11 protein-coding genes are annotated in these 16024 nt (G+C 72.7%); 6 read left to right on the forward strand and 5 right to left on the reverse strand.

The window, feature by feature from the left end; translation table 11 throughout:
* The first annotated feature begins 471 nt into the window (after window positions 1-471).
* Window positions 472-1257: a hypothetical protein gene (locus tag G3I53_RS10825; RefSeq protein WP_164335464.1), complete on the forward strand. Its 786-nt coding sequence runs from the start codon at window positions 472-474 to the stop codon at window positions 1255-1257.
* A 21-nt stretch (window positions 1258-1278) separates the two neighbouring features.
* Here the strand turns inward: G3I53_RS10825 and G3I53_RS10830 are convergent, their stop codons facing one another.
* Complete coding sequence (locus G3I53_RS10830) at window positions 1279-1998, reverse strand: HNH endonuclease family protein (RefSeq protein ID WP_343239798.1); 720 nt, start codon at window positions 1996-1998, stop codon at window positions 1279-1281.
* 221 nt (window positions 1999-2219) lie between these two features.
* On the opposite strand from G3I53_RS10830, the gene G3I53_RS10835 reads away from it, so the two are divergent.
* Window positions 2220-2405 (forward strand): antitoxin, encoded by a 186-nt coding sequence (locus G3I53_RS10835; protein WP_164335460.1) that lies wholly within the window; start codon window positions 2220-2222, stop codon window positions 2403-2405.
* A gap of 222 nt (window positions 2406-2627) precedes the next feature.
* Here the strand turns inward: G3I53_RS10835 and mfd are convergent, their stop codons facing one another.
* The 3 genes from mfd to G3I53_RS10850 form a co-directional block, all read right to left on the reverse strand.
* Window positions 2628-6161, reverse strand: a complete 3534-nt coding sequence (gene mfd, locus G3I53_RS10840) for a transcription-repair coupling factor (protein WP_164335457.1) — start codon at window positions 6159-6161, stop codon at window positions 2628-2630.
* 414 nt (window positions 6162-6575) lie between these two features.
* A complete protein-coding gene (locus G3I53_RS10845) occupies window positions 6576-9155 on the reverse strand; it encodes an FtsX-like permease family protein (RefSeq protein WP_164334979.1) in 2580 nt (859 codons plus the stop codon).
* A complete protein-coding gene (locus G3I53_RS10850; protein ID WP_164334981.1) occupies window positions 9152-9940 on the reverse strand; it encodes an ABC transporter ATP-binding protein in 789 nt (262 codons plus the stop codon). The genes G3I53_RS10845 and G3I53_RS10850 overlap by 4 nt, the downstream gene beginning before the upstream one ends.
* Before the next feature lie 455 nt (window positions 9941-10395).
* Here G3I53_RS10850 and G3I53_RS10855 point away from each other — a divergent pair, with 455 nt between their 5' ends.
* The 4 genes from G3I53_RS10855 (at window position 10396) to G3I53_RS10870 (ending at window position 14892) form a co-directional block, all read left to right on the forward strand.
* Window positions 10396-11928 (forward strand): MFS transporter, encoded by a 1533-nt coding sequence (locus tag G3I53_RS10855; protein WP_164334983.1) that lies wholly within the window; start codon window positions 10396-10398, stop codon window positions 11926-11928.
* A gap of 21 nt (window positions 11929-11949) precedes the next feature.
* Complete coding sequence (locus G3I53_RS10860; protein ID WP_164334985.1) at window positions 11950-12447, forward strand: GNAT family N-acetyltransferase; 498 nt, start codon at window positions 11950-11952, stop codon at window positions 12445-12447.
* 319 nt (window positions 12448-12766) lie between these two features.
* Window positions 12767-13282: a DUF485 domain-containing protein gene (locus tag G3I53_RS10865; RefSeq protein ID WP_164334987.1), complete on the forward strand. Its 516-nt coding sequence runs from the start codon at window positions 12767-12769 to the stop codon at window positions 13280-13282.
* Window positions 13279-14892 (forward strand): cation acetate symporter, encoded by a 1614-nt coding sequence (locus tag G3I53_RS10870; protein WP_164334989.1) that lies wholly within the window; start codon window positions 13279-13281, stop codon window positions 14890-14892. The genes G3I53_RS10865 and G3I53_RS10870 overlap by 4 nt, the downstream gene beginning before the upstream one ends.
* Before the next feature lie 58 nt (window positions 14893-14950).
* Here G3I53_RS10870 and G3I53_RS10875 read toward each other — a convergent pair.
* Window positions 14951-16024: SUKH-4 family immunity protein (locus G3I53_RS10875; protein ID WP_239063758.1), on the reverse strand; the 1074-nt coding region annotated here is incomplete at its 5' end.

The following is a 16024-nucleotide window of genomic DNA, read 5'->3' on the forward strand; positions in this document are numbered from 1 at the left end:
CGCGGGCCGGTTCGGGCCCCGGGGCGGGCGCACGGCCGGCCCGCCGTCGTCCGGCCTCCCGCCGTGCCGCCCGTCCGGCCCGCTCACCCTCCTGCTGCCCTGCGTGTCCGGCACCTGCCCGGCTCCCCTCGTCGCGGCGTGGCGCAGAGCATACCGATGAACAGGTCCCACCGAGCTTCACAGCCGTGCGCCACCCACTCCACGTGAACCATGTTGACTCGGTTCACAAGCTCTGCTGTCATTGACCCGACGAACACAACGGCCGGATCGCCTCCCGCCGTTGGCACGTCGTCGTCGCCACGTCGTCATGCACGTCGTCGTCACGTCGCCCGACTCGCGCCGGCACACCGACGCGTCGTCACACCTCTCCATGTGCCGGTGTCCGCCAGGTGCCCGTCGTCGCGCCGTCGCGCCGCCGCGGCGTCACGCCGTCCGTCACGTCGTCTCATCGCTTCGAATCAGGGGATCCCCATGCGTCGCACCGCAATCGCCGCCGTCTGCCTCGCCGCCGTGGCCACCGCCGGTCTCACCGGGTGTGGCACCCAGCAGAAGGACGGTTCGCCGTCCGGCTCGCGCTCACAGGGGGCGGCCAAGGGGGCGGACCGGGAGAAGGAGCCCTTCCCCGGGCTCAGTGGCGGCGAGATCGCCGAGCGCGCTCTGAAGGCCACGACCGGCGCCGAGTCCCTGCGGATGCAGGGCGACATGCCGGACGAGGAGAGCGGCGGCACCCTCCACATCGACATGTCCCTGAACAAGAAGGGCGAGTGCGCCGGCACGCTGGGCCTGGACGACCAGGGCACCGCCGAGCTGATCAAGACCGGCGACAGCATCTACATGAAGTACGACGAGGCGTTCCTGCGGGCCCAGAGCGAGGGCGAGCCGAAGGGCCAGGTGGACGCGACCGTCGCGATGCTGGCCGGGAAGTGGACGAAGATGTCCGTCCAGGGCGCCGACGCCGACGACGTCGCCGCCTTCTGCGACCTCGACGTGATGCTCGGGGGCGCCGAGGACGGTTCCTCCGACGCCACCCGCGGCAGGACCACGACGATCGGCGGCAAGCGGGCCCTCACGCTCAGGGAGCGGGACGGCAAGGACGACTACACCTTCTACGTCGCCACCGAGGGCGAGCCCTACCTGCTGCGGCTGGACAACGCGTCCCCCGAGGAGCCGGGGTCGGTCACCTTCAGCGCCTTCGACGAGCCGGTCCCCGCCCGCAAGCCGTCCGGCCCGGTCATCGACCTGGACGCGCTGGGCTGACCGGCCCCGGCCGGCCCCGCGTCAGCCGCCGCACTGGCGCAGCATCATCTCCTTGTCGGCCGTCGTCACCGGCATCTCGTACTTGACGGCGACCTGGGCGAAGCGGACCGCGTACGCGCACCGGATCGTCTTGTTCGGCGGCAGCCAGGCCGCCGGGCCGGAGTCCGACTTGGCGGAGTTGGCCCGGCCCTCGACCGGGAGGAGGTTGAGGGGGTCGTTGGCGAGCTGCCTGCGCTTGCTCTCCGGCCAGCGCGAGGCGCCCATCTGCCAGCTGTAGGAGAGCGGCACGACGTGGTCTATCTGGACCTCGGCGGCCTTCGCCTTCTTCCAGGCGATGTCCTTGCCGGTGTACGGGTCGTGCAGGTCCATCGCCACGACCACGCAGTCGGAGCCGCTGCGGAACTCGACGTTGCGCCCGTGCAGCTTCAGCAGGTCGTTGCGGGTGTCGCACCCGTTCCTGGCCAGCGGCACACCGTCGGCGGTGTCCATCCAGGCGTAGCCGAACTCGTCGCGGGCGTAGCCGGTCTTCGGGCCGCGGCCCTTGGTCGCCACCTTCTCGACGAGGGCGGCGGCCTCCTCGCGGTCGGCGCCGGTCACGGGGGCGAGGCCGGGCCCGGTGCCGTCGGGGTTGTCCAGCGGGGAGACGGCCCGGCCGTCCCCGGCCGCTCCGGCTCCCGGTGCCGGGGCGTCGACGTCCTCCAGCGCCTCACAGCCCGTCAGGAGGACGACGGCCGCGGCCACGGCCGGCCCGCTCCACCGGACTGCTCCTGCTCTGCCCCGCCGCCTCGCGTACCACGTCACGGTGGCCCCTCCCTGGTGCTGTTGTGCCCGGCCCGCGCGGGCCGGTGGTGCCGGCCCCACCGTAGCGAGGGAGAGGTCCAGACCACATCTGGGCGAAAGTGCGCATTCAGGGCAAGCCGCGCGTATGGTCGAAGGTGAGTCACCTCGGAAGGAGCTCCTGGATGGGCATCTTCGACAAGTTCAAGAGCAACAAGACGGCTCAGGACAAGGCCAAGCAGGCGTCCGACGCCGCGGAACAGAAGATCAACGAGAGGACCGGCGGCAAGCACGAGAAGCACGTCGACACCGCTCAGCAGCAGGCCGAGCGCCGCCTGGGCATGGAAGGCGACCGTACCGACGAGCCGTAGGTCTCCCCGCAGCCATCGGACCGGGACCCCCAGGTGTCAGTTGTGAAACGGAGGCCGCCCCACGGCCCGCGGCCGTGGGGCGGCCTCCCGCATGTCCGGCGGTCCGGGACTCCGGGAGGGACGGAACCGGGACGGGACCGGGACGGGACCGGGACGGGACCGGGCCGGGAGACCGTCGGTGCCGGGGTCCTGACGGCCCCGCACCGGATCCGGCCGGCGCCGTCAGGACCCCAGCACCGACGTGAGGAACTCGCCGACCCAGCCCAGCAGCTCGCGGCCGACCAGCGGCTTCCCGCCGACCTTCGCGGTCTTCGGGCGGGGCACCAGCACCTGGTGCGCGGCCGGCTTGATGACCGTGCCCGGGTACAGGCGCTTGACGCGCAGCTCCTGCGACTCCCGCAACTCCACCGGCGCGAAGCGGATGTTGCTGCCCTGCAGGACGATCTCCCCGACCCCGCAGGCCCGGGCGAGCATCCGCAGGCCCGCCACCAGCAGCAGGTTCTCCACCGGCTCCGGCAACGCGCCGTAGCGGTCGGCGAGTTCCTCGCGGACCGCCTTGACGTCCTCCTCGGAGTTGGCGGAGGCGATCGCCCGGTAGGCCTGCAGGCGCAGCCGCTCGCCGGGCGCGTAGTCGTGCGGGACGTGCGCGTCGACGGGCAGCTCGATCTTGACCTCGAGCGGCGGCTCCTCCTCGATCTCGCCGGTCTCCAGCTGCCGCCGGTAGTCCGCGACCGCCTCGCCCACCATGCGCACGTACAGGTCGAAGCCGACGCCGGCGATGTGGCCGGACTGCTCGCCGCCGAGCAGGTTTCCGGCACCGCGGATCTCCAGGTCCTTCATCGCCACGTACATGCCCGCGCCCATCTCGGTGTGCTGGGCGATGGTGGCGAGGCGTTCGTGCGCGGTCTCCGTCAGCGGCTTCTCCGGCGGGTACAGGAAGTACGCGTAGCCGCGTTCCCGGCCCCGGCCCACCCGGCCGCGCAGCTGGTGCAGCTGGCTGAGGCCGAAGTTGTCGCCGCGCTCCACGATCAGGGTGTTGGCGTTGGAGATGTCGATGCCGGACTCGACGATCGTCGTCGACACCAGCACGTCGTACTTCTTCTCCCAGAAGTCGACGACGACCTGCTCCAGCGCCGCCTCCGACATCTGGCCGTGGGCGGTGGCGATGCGCGCCTCGGGCACGATCTCGCGCAGCCGGGCCGCCGCCCGGTCGATGGACTCGACCCGGTTGTGGATGTAGAAGACCTGGCCCTCGCGCAGCAGTTCGCGGCGGATGGCCGCGCCGATCTGCTTCTGCTCGTAGGGGCCGACGAAGGTGAGCACCGGGTGGCGCTCCTCCGGCGGGGTGGTGATCGTCGACATCTCGCGGATGCCGGTCACCGCCATCTCCAGGGTGCGGGGGATGGGGGTGGCGGACATCGTCAGCACGTCGACGTTGGCGCGCAGCTTCTTCAGCTGCTCCTTGTGCTCGACGCCGAAGCGCTGCTCCTCGTCGACGATGACCAGGCCCAGGTCCTTGAACTTGGTCTCAGAGGAGAACAGGCGGTGGGTGCCGATGACGACGTCGACCGAGCCGTCCCGCAGCCCCTCCAGGACGGCCTTGGCCTCGGAGTCGCTCTGGAAGCGGGACAGGGCCTTCACGACGACGGGGAACTGCGCGTACCGGTCGCTGAAGGTGCCGAAGTGCTGCTGCACCAGCAGGGTCGTGGGGACGAGGACGGCGACCTGCTTGCCGTCCTGGACGGCCTTGAAGGCGGCCCGCACCGCGATCTCCGTCTTGCCGTAGCCGACGTCGCCGCAGATCAGGCGGTCCATGGGGACCGTCTTCTCCATGTCCTCCTTGACCTCGGCGATGGTGGTGAGCTGGTCGGGCGTCTCCGCGTAGGGGAAGGCGTCCTCCAGTTCCCGCTGCCAGGGGGTGTCGGCGCCGAAGGGGTGCCCGGGGGCGGCCATCCGCGCGCTGTACAGCTTGATCAGGTCGGCGGCGATCTCCTTGACGGCCTTCTTGGCGCGCGCCTTGGTCTTGGTCCAGTCGGCGCCGCCGAGCCGGTGCAGGGTGGGGGCCTCGCCCCCGACGTACTTGGTGATCTGTTCCAGCTGGTCGGTGGGGATGTAGAGCCGGTCGCCGGGCTGGCCCCGCTTGGCGGGCGCGTACTCGACGACCAGGTACTCGCGGGTGGCGCCCTGCACGGTGCGCTGCACCATCTCGATGTACCGGCCGACGCCGTGCTGCTCGTGGACGATGTAGTCGCCCGCCTCCAGGGTGAGCGGGTCGATGGTCTTGCGGCGCCGGGCCGGCATCCGCGCGCCCTCCCGGCCGGACGCCTTCTGCCCGGTCAGGTCGGTCTCGGTGAGCACGGCCAGCTTGAGCGCCGGGTCGACGAAGCCGTGGTCGATGCAGCCGCAGGAGACGTGCACGACGGACGGGGCGATCTCGCCGAGGTCCCCCTCCAGGCGGGCCGCGATGCCCTCCCCGCCCAGCACCTCCACGGTGCGGGACGCCGGGCCGTGGCCCTCGGTGACGTAGACCGTGCGCCAGCCGTCGGCGAGCCAGCCCTTGGTGTCGGCGAGGGCCCGGGCGGTGTCGCCGCGGTAGGTCTCGGGGGCGTGCATGCCCAGTTTGAGGGTGGACTCGTCGAGTTCCTCGTCAGCGGCGAACGGCGACACCGACCACCACATCATGCCCAGCTCGCGGGCCCGCTCCCGGACGTCGGCGAGGGGCCACAGGGAGGCGGCGCCCACGTCGATCGGGGCCTCTCCCCCGCCGGCGGTGGCCGCCCAGGACGCCTGCAGGAACTCCTGCGAGGTGGCCACCAGGTCCGAGGCGCGGGTGCGCACCCGTTCCGGGTCGCAGACGACGGCCATCGCGCGCTCGGGCAGCACGTCGAGCAGGAGCTCCATGTCGTCGACGAGGACGGGCGCCAGGGACTCCATGCCCTCCACGGCGATGCCCTCGGCGATCCGGCCGAGCAGGTCGCCCAGCTCGGGGTGCTCCTCGGCGAGGGCCCGGGCGCGTTCCCGCACCTCGTCGGTGAGGAGGAGTTCCCGGCAGGGCGGGGCCCACAGGCCGTGCTCGGCGATCTCCAGGGACCGCTGGTCGGCGACCTTGAAGTAGCGGATCTCCTCGACGTCGTCGCCCCAGAACTCGACCCGCAGGGGGTGTTCCTCGGTGGGCGGGAAGACGTCCAGGATGCCGCCGCGCACGGCGAACTCGCCGCGCTTCTCGACCAGCTCCACGCGCGCGTACGCGGCGGCGGCGAGAGCCTCGACGACCTCGCCCAGGTCGGCGCTCTGTCCGGCCCTCAGGGCCACCGGTTCCAGGTCGCCGAGCCCTTTGACCTGCGGCTGGAGCACCGAGCGCACCGGTGCCACGACGACCGAGACGGGGCCGGTCTCCGGGTCGTCGGCGCGGGGGTGGGCGAGGCGGCGCAGCACGGCCAGGCGGCGGCCGACGGTGTCGCTGCGGGGGCTGAGCCGCTCGTGCGGCAGCGTCTCCCAGGACGGGTACTCCACGATGCCCTCGGGCGGCAGCAGGGACCGCAGGGCGGCGGCCAGGTCCTCGGCCTCCCGTCCGGTGGCCGTCACCGCCAGGACGGGGCGGCCGGCCTCCCGGGCCAGGGCCGCGACCGCGAAGGGGCGGGCGGCGGCGGGGCCGACCAGGTCGACGTGCATGCGGCTGCCGTCGGAGGCGGCCGAGATCGCCTCCGCCAGGGCGGTGTCCTTGACGACGGCGTCGAGCAGACCGTGCAGGCTCATTCGGGGCGCTTTCCGTGCGGGGGGTGTGCAACACGACGGGCCCGACGCGCGCTGCGGGCCGGGGGTGTCCAGCGTACGACGCCACACCCACGGGTGCGGCGCCCTGTGGACGGCCCGGGTACCCGGCAGGCCGGCACCGATGCCGCGTGACCAGGGCCTTCGGCCACGGGGCTGGCGCCGGGACCGGCCCCCGGGACCGGCCGCGGTGGCTGCGGGGACGGTCACCAGAACCCGTCCCGCAGTCGCCGGGCTGCCGGGGCGGGCACCGGACGCCCGGCCGTTCCGCCCCCGCGCACGCGTCCGGCGCCGGGGTCCCGTGGGACTCCCGGCGCCGGATGTTCCCCCGCAACCCCCGTGTGCGGTGGTCGTGCGGGCGGTGGCCGTGCGGGGCCGGTCGGGCGGCCCGCGCGGCGGCTAGTCGGTGGCGATGGCGTTGAGGACGTTCATCCGGCCCGCCCGGAAGGCCGGGACGAGGGCGGCGAAGAGGCCGACGAAGGCCGAGCTGATGAACACCCCGATGATCGTCGGCCACGGGATGTCGAGGACCTTCAGGCCCTCCAGGGCGAGGAGCTGCTGGGCGGTGGCGCCCCAGCCCAGGCCCAGTCCGAGGCCCAGCAGGGCACCGAAGAGGGCGATGACGACCGACTCCATGCGGATCATGCGGCGCAGCTGGCGGCGGGAGAGGCCGATGGCCCGCATCAGACCGATCTCCCGGGTCCGCTCGACGACCGACAGGGCCAGGGTGTTCACCACCCCGAGGACCGCGACGACGATCGCCAGCGCCAGCAGGCCGTAGATCATGTTCAGCAGCTGGCCGATCTGGTCCTTCAGGGCCTCCTTGTAGTCGGTCTGGTCGCGCACCTTGTACTGCGGGAACGGGTCGAGGGACTCCTTGAGCGCGGTGTACGCGGCGTCCTTCTGGCCGTCCTTCGCCGAGGCGAACATGATCTGGTTCAGCGGCATCCGGTCGGCCGGGATGTACCGGGACATCGTCTCGATCGACGTGTACATCGCCCCGGCGTCGACGACGCCCTCGCTGCTGGTGATCGCGCGGACCGTCAGGTCACCGGCGGTGCCGTCCTTGAACGCGACCTTCACCTTGGAGCCGACCGTGATGCCGTGGTCCTTGGCGAAGTCCTCGTGGACGGACATCGCGCCGGGCAGGTAGGCGTCCGACAGCTTGCCGGCGACGGTCTCGACCCGCAGGTCGCTCGCGTACGTCGGGTCGGCGGCCGTGATCGAGGAGTCCTTGACGGTCTTCCCGTCGGGCGTGGTGAAGTCCGCGTCGGTCCACCGGTACTCGGTGACGTGGTCCAGGCCCGGGGTGGTCTTGACGGCCGCGACGGCCTCCGGGGTGAGGAGCACGCCGTTGTCGTTGCCGATGATGAAGTCGGTGCCGACCGTCTTGTCGAGTTCCTCGGTGGCCGAGGCGACCATGGAGGAGCCGACCACGGACAGGCACGCCACCAGGGCGAGGCCGATCATCAGGGCGGCGCCGGTCGCGCCGGTGCGGCGCGGGTTGCGCAGCGCGTTGCGTTCCGCCATGCGGCCGACGGGGCCGAAGACCCGCAGCAGGACCGCGCCGAGCACCCGGACCACGCCTCCGGCGAGGAGCGGGCCGACGGCGATGAAGCCGACCAGCGTCAGCACCACGCCGAGTCCCAGCCACAGCGAGCCCTCGGTGGCCTTGTCGGCGGAGCCCGCCAGGTAGAGGAAGAGCGCGCCGCCGCCGGTCAGGACCGTGCCGATGATGCCGCGCACCCAGCCGGCCCGGGCGTCGGCGGGGGCGCCCGCGTCGCGCAGGGCGGCCATCGGGGAGATCCGGCCGGCCCGGCGGGCGGGCAGGTAGGCGGCGAGGACGGTGACGACGACACCGAGGAACAGGCCGATCGCGGGGGTGGTCCAGGCGATGGTGAGGTCCTTGGTGGACAGTTCCATGCCGATGGAGCCCATCAGCTTCATCAGCCCGATCGCCAGCCCGATGCCCGCGGCCACGCCCAGCACCGAGCCGACCAGGCCGAGGAGGAGTGCCTCCGCGAGGACCGAGCGGTTGACCTGCTTGCGGGAGGATCCGATGGCCCGCATCAGGCCGATCTCCCGGGTGCGCTGGGCGACCAGCATGGAGAAGGTGTTGATGATCAGGAAGATGCCGACGAGGAAGGCGATGCCGGCGAAGCCGAGCATGGCGTACTTCATGACGCTCATGAAGCCCTCGACGTCCTTCTGGTTCTCCTCCGCGGTCTCGGCGGCGGTCTGCACCTTGTAGCCGGTGCCGAGCTCGGCCCGCACGTTCTTCTTGAGCTGCTCGTGGGTGACGCCGTCGGCGGCGGTGATCTGGACGTTGGTGTAGACGCCGCCCTTGCCGACCAGGGCCTGCTGGGCGGTCTTCGTGTCGAGGAAGAAGATCGCGGCGCCGGGGTTGGTGACGGTGAAGTCGGTGATGCCGGAGATCTTGGCGCGGTGGGTGCCGACGGCGCTCATCACCCCGATCTCGTCACCCAGCTCCAGGCCGTGCTTGTCGGCGGTGTCGGAGTCCACCATGATCTGGTCCGGACCCTTGGGCGCCTTGCCGGAGGTGATCTCCATGGTGCGGGCGTCGTTGGAGTTCCATGAGCCGACGATGGTGGGTCCGCCGCTGGTCGGGGACAGGTCGTCGCGGTCGGCGTCGACGACGGTCACCGAGGTGGAGAACACGGTGCCCTCCGCCACCCGCACGCCGTCCGCCTTGCGCACCTCGTCCAGGACGGACGCGGGGATCACCGGCGGCTTGCCGTTGCGGGAGGTGGTCTCGCCGGTGTCCGAGGCCGTCTTCGAGCTGACCGTGACGTCCGCCGAGGTGGCCGCGAACAGCTTGTCGAAGGTGGTGGACATGGTGTCCGTGAACACCAGGGTGCCGCACACGAACGCCACCGACAGCAGCACCGCCACCGCCGACAGGGCCATCCGCCCCTTGTGCGCGAAGAAGTTGCGCATCGAGGTCTTCAGGACGGTCATGACGTGCGCCCCCGGGCGTCGAAGTCCTTCATGCGGTCCAGGACCTGCTCGGCGGTCGGCTGGTGCATCTCGTCGACGATGCGGCCGTCCGCGAGATACAGCACGCGGTCCGCGTAGGAGGCGGCGACCGGGTCGTGGGTGACCATCACGATGGTCTGGCCCAGCTCGTCCACCGAGCGGCGCAGGAAGCCGAGGACCTCCGCGCCCGCCCGGGAGTCGAGGTTCCCGGTCGGCTCGTCACCGAAGATGATCTCCGGCCGGGCCGCCAGCGCCCGCGCCACGGCGACGCGCTGCTGCTGTCCGCCGGACAGCTGCGTCGGCCGGTGCCGGAGCCGCTCCGCGAGCCCGACGGTCTCCACCACCCGGTCCAGCCACGCCTTGTCGGGCTTGCGGCCGGCGATGTCCATGGGCAGCGTGATGTTCTCCAGCGCGTTCAGCGTGGGCAGCAGGTTGAACGCCTGGAAGATGAAGCCGACGCGGTCGCGGCGCAGCCGGGTCAGCTTCTTGTCCTTCAGGCCGGTGATCTCGGTCTCGTCCAGATAGATCTGACCGCTGGTGACGGTGTCGAGCCCGGCGAGGCAGTGCATCAGCGTGGACTTGCCGGACCCCGAGGGGCCCATGATCGCGGTGAACCGCCCGCGGTCGATGTCCACGTCGACGTGGTCGAGGGCGACGACCCGGGTCTCCCCGGACCCGTACGCCTTCACGACCTGCCGCGCCCGTGCGGCAACGGCCGTACGCCCTCCAGTACCCCCGTGCCTGGGAATGGTCACAGCCGATGTCACGGTAAGTCTCCTATGTCGGTCAGCAGATGTGTGCGGTGGTGCCGTCGGCCGCCGTCGTGCGCGGGACGGCCGTTGGTCTCTCTCGTGGTGCGACGTGCTTCAGTCTGGCGGCGGGGAGGGGTCGGGCGCCCTGGTGTTCAGCGCAGTCTTCTGCTGAGGAAAACCCCACCCCCGCTGCTGGGCCCAGCCGCCCCCCAGCGGCGTAAAGCCAGGTTAAGGACGCCACCCGGCCCGTCTCGTCCTCCGACGGAACGAACCCTCCCCGAGCCGTCCTACGGAGCTACCCCTAAGGGCCCTCCCCCCTCAGGGGGAGACCGTCTCGGGGTCGCTTCCTCCGCCGGGCGGGTCCAGACTGCACCCTCCCGCTGCGGCAGGGTCAATGCGAAGCTGTCCCGCAACAGGTAGATGCAAGGGGCACCCACATCGGGCGGGGCCGGGAAGGACACCACGGGGACATGGGCGACCGTCACAGACCGCCGGGAGGCGACCCCGCCGTGCGCGGCACCGGTTCGCCGGCCCGCGCCGGCGCACCCACGGCCGCCACCGACCGGCGCGGGGCCGTCGTCGCCGCCCTGATGCTGGCCATGGCCCTGTCGGCGCTGGACTCCACCATCGTCTCCACCGCCGTCCCGCAGATCGTCGGGGACCTCGGCGGCTTCTCCTACTTCTCCTGGCTGTTCTCCGGCTACCTGCTCGCCGTCACGGTCACCCTCCCGGTCTACGGCAAGCTGTCCGACACCTTCGGCCGCAAACCCGTCCTCGTCGCGGGCGCGGTCGTGTTCCTGACCGGCTCCCTGCTGTGCGCCCTGGCCTGGAACATGGGCGCCCTGGTCGCCTTCCGCATCGTGCAGGGCCTGGGCGGCGGGGCCCTCCAGGCCACCGTGCAGACCCTCGCCGCCGACCTCTACCCGCTGGAGCAGCGCCCCAGGATCCAGGCCCGGCTGTCCACCGTGTGGGCGGTCTCGTCCGTCGCCGGGCCCGGCCTGGGCGGGCTCCTCGCCACCTACGCCGACTGGCGCTGGATCTTCCTCGTCAACCTGCCCGTCGGCGCGCTCGCCCTGTGGCTGATCGTCCGTCACCTGCACGAGACGCGGCCCGCGTCCACGTCCCCGCCGCGCGTCGACTGGGCGGGCGCGTTCACCGTGTTCGCCTGCGGCGGGGCGCTCCTGACGGCCCTGGTGCAGGGCGGGGTGGCCTGGGACTGGCTGTCGACGCCCTCGCTCGCCCTGTTCGGCACGGGGCTCGCGCTGGTGGTGGCCGTGGTCGTGGTGGAACGCCGGGCGGCCGAGCCCATCATCCCCGGCTGGGTGTGGCGGCGCCGCACGATCGCCGCCGTCAACCTCGCCCTCGGCGCCCTCGGCCTGCTGATGATCGCCCCGGCCGTCTTCCTGCCCACCTACGCGCAGACCGTCCTCGGACTGGCCCCCGTGGCCGCCGGGTTCGTGCTGTCCGTGTGGACCCTGACCTGGCCCGTGTCGGCGGCCCTCAGCCAGCACGTCTACCGGCGCATCGGCTTCCGCAACACCGCCCTGGCCGGCATCGGGACGGCGGCCCTCGTCCTCGCCGCGTTCCCCCTCCTTCCCTACCCGGGCCGGGCCTGGCAGCCGATGCTGCTGATGATGCTGCTCGGCGCGGCTCTCGGACTGTTCCAACTGCCGCTGGTGGTGGGCGTCCAGTCGTCGGTGACGTGGGAGGAGCGCGGGACCGCGACGGCGTCGGTGCTCTTCTGCCGCCAGACCGGCCAGACCGTCGGCGCGGCCCTGTTCGGCGCCGTGGCCAACGGCGTCCTGGCCGCCCGCCTCGGCGGCTCGGGCGACCTGGACGCGGTGACCGGCCCCCTCGGCGGCGGCACCGTCCCGGAGGCGACCCGCCGGGCCGTCGCCGACGCCGTGCAGACGGTCTACCTGGGCGCTGCCTGCGCGGCGGCCCTGGCGTTCCTGGTGCTGCTGTTCCTCGCCCCGCGGAAATTCCCCGTGCTGAAGGACTGACCGCCGCGTAGGCTGCCCGGCATGGCCACCCTGACGCTGGAGCGCCTCCGCGCGGAGCACGCGCCCGCCGTGCTGGCCTTCGAGCGCGCCCACCGCGCCCACTTCGCCCGCACGGTGCCCGACCGCGGGGACGCGTACTTCACGCCCGCCGGTTTCGCCGCCCGGCACGCGGCCCTGCTGGCCGAACAGGACGCGGGCGTCTGCCACTTCCACGTCGCGCTGGAGAACGGCACGCTCGTGGCCCGCGTCAACCTCGTCGACGTGGCGGACGGCTCCGCCGAACTCGGGTACCGGGTGGGCGCGGACGCCACCGGCCGGGGCGTGGCGACGGCCGCGGTGGCCGAGATCTGCCGGCTCGCCGCCCGGTCCTACGGCCTGACCACGCTGACCGCGGCCACCACCCTCGACAACCCGGCGTCCCTGCGCGTCCTGACCCGCAACGGCTTCACGCCCGTCGGGGACACCGTCCTCTCCGGCCGCCCCGGCGTGCGCTACGTCCGCCGGGACCTGACCGCCTGAGGCTGCTCCTGCCCCGTACGGGGGTCCCCGCCCGGCCGCCGGCCGAACGCGCCTTTCGCGCCTCCGCCGGGCGGCCCCGCGCACCCCGGACCGGCCGTGTCCCACCGCATCGCACCGTCCGCCACCGCCGCCGCCCCCACCCAAAAGTCTGAGTTAACGCGGGTAACACCCCTGGTCAGCACGGCCCGGACTCACCGACCGAACAGTTCGGCCAAAACGCAGCGCGCCCCGGTACGCGGGGGTAACGTGCGCGTGGCTCGATCCCACCCCCCACCTCCCTGCCGTCCCCGCACGGACCCGAGCCCGCAAGGAGTACGGGATGTCCTTCGATCCGTACACGTCCCACCGGGACCCGCCCCCACCGCGGTCCCCGCAGTCCTCCCCCCACCAGGGCGTCCCCGCCCGCCCCGCTCACGACCCCTTCGCCCCGCCCCCGCCGCCGCCCTCCTCCCCCTCCTACGCCACGTACCCCTGGCAGCCGCCGCCCGCCCCGCCGGAGCCGCCCCGGCGCGCCCGGGAACGGACGGCCCTCGGCCACCACAGCGACCTGCGGATCCTGCGCACCGCCTACCGGTGGCAGCGGCGGGTGGCGACCCTCACCGCGCTCGGCTACTTCGTCCTCTTCCTCGTCCTGTCCGCGTTCGCCCCCTCCTTCATGGCGTCCACGGTCACCGACGGCCTCCCGGCCGGGCTGCTGCTCGCCCTCGTCCAGGTCCCGGTCACCTGGCTGGCCATCGTCCTGTACGAGCGCACCGCCCGGCGGCGCGTCGACCCCCTCGCCGACCTCATCCGCAAGCAGGCCGAGCTCGACGCCCGCCGGGGGGAGACGCGATGAACACCGGATTCAGCGGAAACGCCCAGGCCATGTCCCTCGTCGGGTTCTCCGCCGTCGCCACCGTCACCCTGCTGCTGTGCGTGATGACCGGCCCCGACCGCGACGACCTCGACGAGTTCTACACCGGCTACGGCTCCCTCTCCCCGTTCCGCAACGGACTGGCCATCGCCGGCGACTACATCTCCGCCGCGACCGTGCTCGGCACCAGCGGCATCATCGCCCTCTTCGGCTACGACGGCACGGTCCTCGCCCTGAGCACCGCCCTGTCCCTGATGCTGCTGATGTTCCTGCTGGCCGAACCCCTGCGCAACGCGGGCCGGTTCACCATGGGCGACGCACTCACCCGGCGCATGCCCGGACGCGGCATACGCATCACCGCCTGCGCGGTCACCCTCGCCGCGCTGCTGCCCCTGATGGTGGTCCAGCTCGCCGGCACCGGACAGCTCCTGGCGTTCATCCTCGGCTTCTCCGGCGATTCCCTGCAGACCGGCTGCATCATCGGCGTGGGCGCCCTGATGATCAGCTACGCGGCCATCGGCGGCATGAAGGGCACCGCCCTCATCCAGTTCCTGAAGATGGTGATCCTGCTCGGCTCCGGCCTCGTCGTCGCCGCGCTGATCCTGCACCGCTTCGACTGGAGCCCCGGAGCCCTGTTCGGCGCCGCCGCCGACCGCAGCGGCGTGGGCGACGCCTTCCTCTCCTCCGGCCTGCAGTTCACCGGCAGCGCCCACCCCCGCCTGGACATGATCAGCTCACACCTGACGGTCGTCCTCGGCGGCGCCTGCCTCCCCCACGTCACCATGCGCATGTACACCGCCTCCAGCGCCCGTCAGGTGCGCCGCTCCATGACCTGGGCGGTCTCCACCGTCGCCCTGTTCGTCCTCGTCCTCACCGTGGTCGGCTTCGGCGCCACCGCCATGATCGGACGGGAGACGATCGCCGGGGTCGACCCGCAGGGCAACACCGCCTACCTGCTCGGCTCCCAGGCCGCGTTCGGCGCGGAGGTGTCCACCGCCGAGACCTTCCTCTTCACCACGGTCACCACCGCCGTCTTCCTCACCCTGCTCGCCTCCGTCGCCGGCATGATCCTCGCCTGCGCCAACTCCCTCGCCCACGACGTCTTCGCCTCCCGCGTGCGGGAGATGTCCGCCCGCCGCGAGATGACCGTGGCCCGCCTGTCCGCCCTCGCCGTCGGCGCCCCGGCCATCCTCATCGCCACGCAGGTGCAGCACCGCAGCCTCCACCCGCTGATCACCCTGGCGTTCTGCCTCGGCGCCTCCGCCATCGCCCCCGCCCTCGTCTACAGCCTCTTCTGGCGCCGCTACACCCGCACCGGCCTGCTCGCCACCCTCATCGGCGGCACCCTCGCCGTCCTGCTGCTCATGCCGGGCACCAACCTCGTCTCCGGATCACCCGTGTCCGCCTTCCCCGAGGCCGACTTCACCTGGCTGCCGCTCACCACCCCCGGCATCCTCACCGTCCCCATCGGCTTCGCCTGCGGCTGGCTCGGCACCCTCGCCTCCGGCCGCGCCCGCTCCGAGGAACACCGCCGCCGGTACGAGGAGGTCGAGGGCTGGATCCTCGCCGGCGCCGCCCGCCGCAAGAACTGAACCCCCGCCGGCGGAAACGCCGACCGGGCCCGGCCCGTCACACCTCAGGGGCGGCGCCTCACAGCAGCCCGTCCCACATCTGCTCCAGCAGCACCGACCACCAGCTCTCCGGCGAACCCAGCGCCGCCGGATCCAGCGCGGCCAGCTGCGCCTGGAAGTCGACCGTCCAGCGGCCCGCCTGCTCCTGGTTCAGCCCGAACCGCAGCCGCCACATCCGGCCCAGCAGCGCGAGGCAGCGCGCGAACTCCAGCAGCCCGGTGTTCACGAACTGCGGCGGCACGGACGTCCCGCCCGGACCCGCCTCCACCGGCACCGCGACGATGTTCGCCGTGCCGTACTGGACACAGAGCGCCTTGCCGAAGTCGCTGCCCATGACCAGGTACGACCCGGCGTCCGGCGCGGGCTGCACCCCCCGCTCCGCCGCCAGCTCCGCCAGCGTCGGCACCGGACGGCCCGGCTGCGCCTGCGCCCAGAAGAACGGGCCCATGTCCAGCGGCAGTCCCGCCACCACCAGGGTGTGCGCCACGACCGGCGGCACGCCCTGCCGGGACACCGCCGCCTGCTCGAACCGGAACACGCCCGGACCGAACGCCGCCGCCAGCTCCTGCGCGACCGCCTCCGGCGGCACCGCAGGCACCGGCGGCACCGGAGGGATCGGCGCCCGCACCGGGGCCGGCCGCGCCGGACCGTCCGCCACCTGGTGCAACTCGCCCTGGTGCGCCAGCAGTTGCTGCATGCCCTGCTGCCGGCTCGCGTGGTCCGTGCCGTACGGGGCGATGCTCGTGATCCGCGCCTGCGGCCACTGCTCCCGGATCATCCGCGCGCAGTACGCCCCCGGCAGCTCGCACGACTCCAGCTCGGTGTGCAGCTCCAGCACCTGGTCCGGGGGCACGTTCATGCCCCGCAGCTCGTGGAAGATCTGCCACTCCGGGTGCGGCGTGCCCGGCGCCGAACGCCGGATCAGCTGCTGCTCGGAACCGTCCTGCGCGCGGTAGCGCAGCACCGCCTGGTAGCCGGGGCCGACCGTCGGCTGCCCCGTGGGCTGCGGCGGGTAGCCGTAGGCGGGCGGCGGCCCGGGCACCGGACCGCCCGGCGGCACGGCCCCCGGCGGCATCGGGTGGGCGGCGCCGGG

Source organism: Streptomyces sp. SID14436, from assembly GCF_010548465.1.
Classification (GTDB): domain Bacteria; phylum Actinomycetota; class Actinomycetes; order Streptomycetales; family Streptomycetaceae; genus Streptomyces.